Here is a 7,177-nt window from a genome sequence, read left to right on the forward strand (position 1 = left end):
TGGACGCGTCGAAGCTCCTGCCCGAGCTGGGCAGGAGAACCTCGCACATGTCGGCAGTCAGAGGCCGAGGACTTCGGCACGTCACGGTCAGCTGGTCGGCGGCCCAGGGTTCGGCTTCGGTGTCCGGGCCCGCAGAGACGGCCAGGGCGTGCTGGGCGGAGGTGGCGGCCGCGCCGACCTCCCCGGTGTACAGCTGTGGGGCACCCCTCAGGGTGCCCCACAATGCGGGAAGCGGCTCTACTTCCCGGGTCGTCCGAGCTGGTGGACAGCCCAGCCCGTCGCGCGCCAGGGCTCGGGGTCGAGGGTGGTGCGGCAGTCGATGAGCAGGGGATTGGCGGGGCGGTCACGAGGGCCTGCGGGTCGGCCTGCTGGTACTCGGGCCATTCGGTGGCCAGGACGACGCCGTTTTCAAAGATCGCCATCAGCTGGCGCCCTACTCGTACGACAAGGGCTTCAAACACGCCATCGACCGGGTGAGATGCGGCGGAGGCCGTATCTGGTGGCCTCGTGTCGCCTTGGAGGCCGAAAGTCCGTCACCGGGGAGCGGCGTCGACGGAATGAAGGGTCTGCCTACTCGCCCGCCCGCTCGGCGCAGACCGACCGGATTTCCTTCAGCAGCTCTGGGTAGTGCTCTCCGTACGTGTGCAGCGCATGCCACACCGCGTCCAGAGCCGCTTTGAGCGGGGCGGGCTCGGCGGCAGCGAGCACGGCGGGGAGAGCGAAGTACGGCTGTGAGATCGGTTGGGGGACGTGCGGGGTGCTGGTGGGGTACACCAGCAAGGCGGCGGTGGGCCTCGTGTCTGCGGGTGATGCCAGCCTCTCGTCGCCGGACTTCGTCGGTACGAGGCTGTCCGGTAGCCTGCCAAGTTCGTACTTCCTCGCCCCGTCGTCTCTCGACTCTGCGGCCGGGACCCACGTCCACCCTGCCGGCGGCGGGGGAAAGTACGGCGGTCGCTCGCGGGGCATCGCCTTGAGCACCGGCGGCCCCGGTACGAGGGGGGTGGATCGCAGGGTCTCCCACATCCGGGCAGCGTCGTCGAAGGGAGGCGGTAGCGGATGCCCCTCCGCCAACTTGGTGAGGGCCTGGGCGACCCACATCACATCGGTCAGCCCCGCCGTCTCGCATGCCCGCTGCGCGGCGAGCAATGCCACTGCACGCTGGACTTCGGGACCTGCGGCATCGAGGGCGTGCACCAGGTCGCTGTCGAAGGTGAGCAGACCCAGGACGTTGCTCCCGCGGACACCGCGCAGCCTTTCGCTTGGCAGCCTTCCGCCCCACTGCCACCTCTCGTAGTGCAGTTGCCGCTCCCCTGCGGCCTGCATCTCGTCCGTGACCGGCCCGTGCACGAAGCACCCCCTTGTTGAGGACGGCCTCGGAAGTCCCTGTCGGATAGGCCGTCACATGCCTCGCATCATGCCGCAAGCCACTGACACGACAGAGCCTGCGGATCGGACGTCACCCCCCCCGGTGCCGTCAGTCGGTGGGCTGTTCGTCGCAGAAGACGGTCTTGATGAGCCTGTCGAGGACCTGCGGGAGTTCCAGGGTCGGGTTGATCGCGGCGTCGCCGGTGGTGAGTCCGGCGGTGAGGGTCTTGCTGCCGTCGGGGGTGGCGATCATCAGTGCTCCGTAGCCGCCCGGGGCGCCGCCGTTGTGATGGACGATGGTGATGCCGCCGTTGTCCGGTCCGAGGTCCTGGACGAACAGGCCCAGGCCGTAGCCGAGCATTCCGTGCGGGGTGCGCATCTCGTCCAGGAGCGGGGCGGGCAGGAGCCTGCCGCCGAGGAGTGCGGAGAAGAACGTGTGGAGGTCCCGGGTGGTCGAGATCAGGTCCCCGGCGCCGATGAGGAGCGAGGAGTTCTGGCGGGTGACGTCGACGACCTGCCACTGGCCGTCGGCGTCCTGGTAGCGGCAGTAGCCGTGGGCGTGCGGCTCGGGCAGCTCCGGCGAGTCGCCCGGCACCACGGTGTCCCGCAGCCCGAGCGGCTCCAGGATCCGCCGCTGCATCTGTTCGGCGTACGGGCGGGCGCCGGTCTTCTCGATCAGCAGGACGGCCAGCGTGTAGTTGGTGTTGGAGTAGCTCTGGTCGGTTCCCGGCTCGAACCGCGCGGGCTCGGCCAGGGCGAAGCGCACGAGTTCCTCCGGCCGGTAGGTGTGGAACCGGTTGTCCACCCACGGCTTGCCCATCGCGGGGATTCCCGGCACGAACGTCCCGTCGGGGGCGAGGTCGCCGGTGTAGCTGGGCAGCCCGCTGGTGTGCTGCAGCAGCATCCGCACGGTGATCCGCTGGTCCAGCCCCAACTCGGGCAGGTGGTCGACCACCGGGGCGTCCAGTGCGAGGGCGCCGTCGGCCACCAGGTGAAGCACCAGGGCCGCGACGAAGGTCTTGGTGGAGCTGCCCACCCAGAACCGTCCGTCCGTCGGCGGCTCGGCACACTCGCCCAGCTCGCGCACCCCGGCGCTGCCGACCCACTCGCCTCGCTCGTCGTGCACCCGCATCTGTATCCCGGCGAAGCCGGCGTCGACGAACTCCTGGATGGCCTTCTGCAGTTCCGGGCGGTCCTGCGCGGCGTTCTGCTCAACGGTGTTCATGATCGTTCCTTCTCTTGCGATGGTCGGGTGGGTTGTGGCGGGGGTACTACTCAGAGGCTGCGGGCGGTGATGTCGCCGTAGGCGGTGGTCGCGTGGATGGTCAGGCCGGCGATGCCTTCGGTGTTCCTGAGCGAGTTGTGGATGCGGCCGTAGTTGGTGCCGGCATCCAGGGAGGCGGAGACTCCGGAGGCGGCGCAGACCGATACGTCGCCGGCCTCGGTGCGCAGTTCGAGCGTGCCGCTCATGGCCTCGGCGATGCGGATGTCGCCCTTTCGGGTGCTGATCACGGCGGAGCTGCCGAGGCGGCCGACCGCGATGTCTCCGGCCTGGAGGGCGAGGTGGGCACCGGTGGCCTCGTCGATCTCGACCGTGCCCTGGGCGCCCTCGAAGGTGACGTCGCCGAGCCGTCCGACGGCCCGGAGGTTGCCGCTGGCCGCCTTCGCCTCGACGCGGGAGCCGGCGGGCAGCCGGACGGTCACCTCGACGGCTCCGGTGTTGCCGACGAGCTGGCTCTTCGGCAGTGCGGCCTCGATCAACAGGAGGCCGTCGGTGTAGCCGACCCGGGTCTCCTCGGCGGCCTTCACGTCGCGGTTCTTCGAGGCGTCCGCGGGCAGGACCTCGACCGTCGTGTCGGCCTGGTCGGCGGCGATGATGTGGACGCTCCCCGCGGGTATGTCGAGGACGGTGGAGATCGGGGCGGGGGTGTCGAACTTCTGCATCTTGCTCTTCTCGCTTCTTGCTTCTTGCTCTTGTCGGGCGGTGGGTCAGGTTCCCGCGGGCGGCACCCATTCGGTGAGCTGGACGACGACGCCGTTGGGGTCGACCAATCGCACCACCCGGTCGCCCCACGGCTCCTGGTGCAGGGTCACGGACAAGTGGGCTTCGTCGTTGCGCAGCCGCTCGTACTCGGCCGTGATGCCGGTGACCTCGAATGACACGACCACGTCGGTAGGCCCTTGGCCGGGCCCGTGCCGTTCGAGGTCGCGCCGCACCAGGACGAGGCCGACGGCCGCGTCGTCACGGGCGAGCTCCACGAAGTCCTCGTCGACCAGGACTTCACGGAATCCCAGGTGGGTGGTGAAGAACCGGCTGGAGGCGGCTGGATCGGTGACCGTCAGGGACACCGAGGAGGACACGACGTTCATTGCTGCGTCCCTCCTTCTTGCTCGATCCTTGGGACGGATCAAGCTTCGGGCGCAGCGGTACCGGGGAACAACGACGGATGTCGAAAGGGTCGTTAACCCCTGTGTTTACGACGCCCGGCCCAGCCTGGAGGCAGGCAGGCCACGCAGGGTGCGAGGGCGGCCCGGCACGAACGGGTGGAGTTCCCGGTCGGCGGGCGTGTGGGTCACAGCTGGAGCGTGCCGAGGTGGCGCACGGTCTCGGCGAGGGCCCGGATGGCGGGGTTCTCGGTCTCGGTGCGCCACACCAGGCCGAAGTTCAGCGGCCCGAGGTCGTTGAAGGGCAGCCAGAGGATGTCCGGGCGGCCCCAGTAGCGGGTGACGTGCGAGGGATTGACGTTGACCACGTCGCCGGCGCTGACGAGCGTGAAGATCTCGTCGTTCGTGGTGACCATGGGGCCGCGCTCGATCGTGCGCCCGCGCGGGGTCTGCGCGGGTACGAAGCTGTCGGCCCAGTAGCCGGGGAGCTGTGGTGCGTCGGTGTGCTGGAAGTCGGCGAGCATCTCCACGGAGACGGAGGTACGGGTGGCCAGTTCGTGGTCCACGGCAACGGCCAGCATGCGCGGGTCGGTCAACAGAACGGGGCCCACGGTGAGATCGTCCTCCCGCACGGGCAGCCACGCGACCAGGACGTCGATGTCCCCCCGCCGCAGTCCGCCGAAGGGGTCGCTGAAGGGCGCGTGCCGGATCGACAGTTCCCACTGCGGATGCCGCGAGCGGAACGTCTGCCAGTAGAGCCGCAGATCGTGGGCGTTCCCGGGGATCATGCCGATGCGCAGCCGTCCGCTGACGCCGCGGGCGGCCATCCGCGCGCGTTCCAGCGACTCGTGCAGGCCCGTGTAGACCGGCCGCAGGTCGTCGCGCAGTTGTCGGCCGACCTCGGTCATGCGCACGCTGCGGCTGGTGCGCTCGAACAGCTGGGCGCCGATCCGCCGCTCCTGGGCCTTGATCGCCTGGCTGACGCGGGCCGGGGACACGTGCAGTCGCTCCGCGACGCGGCCGAAATGCAGTTCCTCGGCCAGCACCAGGAAGATCTCGATGTCCCGCAGCTCCACAGTCACCTCTCTTGAAGAACATCCGACGACCTGCCGATCCTCGGGCATCGCGCGAGCTATTCACGCCCTCAGTCGGGCAGGAGCCCCAGGTCGCTCACGACGCCGGCGAAGGCGCGGATCATCTCGTTCTCGGACTCGGTCCGCCACACCAGCGAGTACGCCAGTGGCTCCAGCCCCTTGACGGGCAGATAGGTGATGTCCGGACGCGGGTAGTAGCGGGCCACGTGCTCGGGGAAGAGGCAGACCGCCTCCTGCATACCCACCGCCATGAAGATATCCGCGATGTTGTTCACGTCGGCGCCCCGCTCGATGAGCCGGCCGCGGGGCGAGGTTCGCGGGAGGTAGTGGTCCATCCAGCAGTCGGGTGCCGAGCCGGTGCCCAGGTGCTGGAAGTCGCTCGCCTCCTCCAGGGTGACGGTGGACCACCGCGCCAGCGGATGCTCCCAGTCGACGGCGAGCGTTCTCGGCTCGGAGAAGAGCATGGGACCCACGGTCAGGTCCGGTTCGTCGACTGCGGGCCAGGTGACCAGGATGTCGGTCTCCCCGTTGCGCAGCTGGGCGAAAGGATCGGCGTAGGCCGACATCCGCACCTTCAGTTCCCACTGCGGGTGGCGGGCGCGGAAGGTCTCGAAGAACCGCCGCAGCTCCTGGATGTTGGCGGGGAACAGGCTCACCCGCAGCGTGCCCGTCTTGCCCCGGGCCGCCAGCCGAGCCCGCTCCAGGCTCTGCGTCAGACCGATGTGCACCAGGCGCAGATCGTCCCGCAGCGCCTCACCCAGCGGAGTCAGCCGGACGTTGCGGCTGTCGCGGGCGAACAGCTCCGCACCGATGGAGCGTTCCTGCTTCTTGATCGCCTGGCTGACCCGCGCCACGGAGACGTGCAACCGCTCCGCAGTCCGGCCGAAATGCAGTTCCTCGGCCAGGGTCAGAAATATTTCGATGTCGCGCAGCTCCACGTGCCCCACTTCCCCGCCCCGCCCCGCCCACGCCAGCGGCCTGGCATGATCTATCACACCGGGCTCGCAAGGACCAATGCACCTTCGCCGTGCTCGAACGTGCTGGTCGGAGGGGATCCTTCGACCATGGGGTCTAGTACTGCAATCACAGTTATGGGCGGGACAGTTGTGAGCTCAGCTGGTGGCTGTGGTTGTGTTCTGCCGTGTCTGTGGATCTCGGGGTTGGACAGATCGAGGCCTGGCAGGGGATGCTGTCCGGGCTGCATGCGCGGTTCGCCGCACGTTTTTCCAGGTCGGAGCCGCGTGCGCGGGCGCTGACCTACATGGCGGGGCTGGTGGCGCCGCTGGAGCGGAAGAACGGGTGGACGCTGGCGGAGCGAGCGGGTGAGGGGCATCCGATCGGGATGCAGCGGCTGCTGGGCGAGGCGGACTGGGACGCGGATGGTGTCCGCGACGACGTTCGGGACTTCGTCGTCGAGACGATCGGCGACCGGGACGGAATCCTTATTGGCGACGACACCGGTTTCCTGAAAAAGGGCTCACGCTCGGCGGGTGTCCAGCGGCAGTACACCGGGACTGCGGGCAGGACCGAGAACTCCCAGATCGGCACGTTCCTGGCCTACGCCTCCTCGAAGGGGCGGGCGCTGATCGACCGGGAGCTGTACCTGCCGGCATCGTGGACGGACGACCGCGAGCGGTGCCGGGCGGCCAGCATCCCTGATGAGGTGCCATTCGCGACGAAGAACGAGCACTTCCGGTGGGATGCTGCAGCGCGCCATCGACGCCGGAGTGCCGTTCGCGTGGGTGACCGCGGACGAGGCGTACGGGCAGGTCTAGCACCTGCGTGTCTGGCTGGAGCAACGTGGCGTCGCCTACGTGCTGGCCACCAAGGTCAACGATACCGTGATCACGCGGGGGTGGCGCGAGGTCCGGGTGGACGAGTTGGTCGCCCAACTGCCCCGGCAGGCCCGGAAGCGGCTGTCTGGCGGCAAGGGCTCGCACGGAGAGCGGATCTACGGCTGGGCCCGCGTGGCGATCCGCCCCGTGTGGGAGGACGGCGTCGGCCACTGGGTCCTGGCCCGCCGCTCCGTCAAGGACCCCACCGAGATCGCCCACTACGTCTGCTACGGCCCCGTCGCCACCCGCCTGAAGGACCTGGTCAAGGTCGCCTCAGCCAGGTGGGCGATCGAAGAATCGTTCCAGGTCGCGAAGAACGAGTGCGGCCTGGACCACTACCAGGTCCGCCGCTACGGCGCCTGGTACCGGCACATCACCTTGGCCATGGCCGCCCTCGCCGCACTTACTGACTTCGGCGCTTCGGGGTGATTGGCCTGTTCGTGTAGCTGACTGTCGGTCATCTGCGCGCTATGCCGTTGGTATGCGCTATGCGGATGG

The 7,177-nt window shown here is 69.0% G+C and carries 7 protein-coding genes and 1 pseudogene; 2 read left to right on the forward strand and 6 right to left on the reverse strand.

Going from position 1 to position 7,177, the window contains the following annotated elements:
* Positions 1-570: 570 nt before the first annotated feature.
* The 6 genes from ACZ5WK_RS32900 to ACZ5WK_RS32925 form a co-directional block, all read right to left on the reverse strand.
* Complete coding sequence (locus ACZ5WK_RS32900) at positions 571-1,347, reverse strand: hypothetical protein (RefSeq protein WP_465552999.1); 777 nt, start codon at positions 1,345-1,347, stop codon at positions 571-573.
* Between the two features lie 127 nt (positions 1,348-1,474).
* A complete protein-coding gene (locus ACZ5WK_RS32905) occupies positions 1,475-2,590 on the reverse strand; it encodes a serine hydrolase domain-containing protein (protein WP_045934538.1) in 1,116 nt (371 codons plus the stop codon).
* A 50-nt stretch (positions 2,591-2,640) separates the two neighbouring features.
* Positions 2,641-3,309, reverse strand: coding sequence for a DUF4097 family beta strand repeat-containing protein (locus ACZ5WK_RS32910; RefSeq protein WP_045934537.1), 669 nt, complete (start codon positions 3,307-3,309; stop codon positions 2,641-2,643).
* A 45-nt stretch (positions 3,310-3,354) separates the two neighbouring features.
* On the reverse strand, positions 3,355-3,735 hold the full coding sequence (locus tag ACZ5WK_RS32915; protein ID WP_045934536.1) for a VOC family protein: 381 nt from the start codon (positions 3,733-3,735) through the stop codon (positions 3,355-3,357).
* A gap of 203 nt (positions 3,736-3,938) precedes the next feature.
* A complete protein-coding gene (locus tag ACZ5WK_RS32920; protein ID WP_465553002.1) occupies positions 3,939-4,832 on the reverse strand; it encodes a LysR family transcriptional regulator in 894 nt (297 codons plus the stop codon).
* Between the two features lie 62 nt (positions 4,833-4,894).
* On the reverse strand, positions 4,895-5,782 hold the full coding sequence (locus ACZ5WK_RS32925) for a LysR family transcriptional regulator (protein ID WP_465553004.1): 888 nt from the start codon (positions 5,780-5,782) through the stop codon (positions 4,895-4,897).
* A 248-nt stretch (positions 5,783-6,030) separates the two neighbouring features.
* Here ACZ5WK_RS32925 and ACZ5WK_RS32930 point away from each other — a divergent pair.
* Both ACZ5WK_RS32930 and ACZ5WK_RS32935 read left to right on the forward strand, forming a co-directional pair.
* Positions 6,031-6,552: pseudogene (locus ACZ5WK_RS32930) on the forward strand (IS701 family transposase); the annotation flags it as partial.
* A 106-nt stretch (positions 6,553-6,658) separates the two neighbouring features.
* On the forward strand, positions 6,659-7,108 hold the full coding sequence (locus ACZ5WK_RS32935; protein WP_465553006.1) for a hypothetical protein: 450 nt from the start codon (positions 6,659-6,661) through the stop codon (positions 7,106-7,108).
* The last annotated feature ends 69 nt before the right edge of the window (positions 7,109-7,177 follow it).

It is taken from the genome of Kitasatospora sp. NPDC032757, from assembly GCF_055579305.1.

What these genes read in the sequence shown, in the direction of transcription:
- ACZ5WK_RS32915 (WP_045934536.1), bottom strand. Translation starts at nt 3,735, where the DNA reads ATGAACGTCGTGTCCTCCTCGGTGTCCCTGACGGTCACCGATCCAGCC.
- ACZ5WK_RS32905 (WP_045934538.1), bottom strand. Translation starts at nt 2,590, where the DNA reads ATGAACACCGTTGAGCAGAACGCCGCGCAGGACCGCCCGGAACTGCAG.
- ACZ5WK_RS32910 (WP_045934537.1), bottom strand. Translation starts at nt 3,309, where the DNA reads ATGCAGAAGTTCGACACCCCCGCCCCGATCTCCACCGTCCTCGACATA.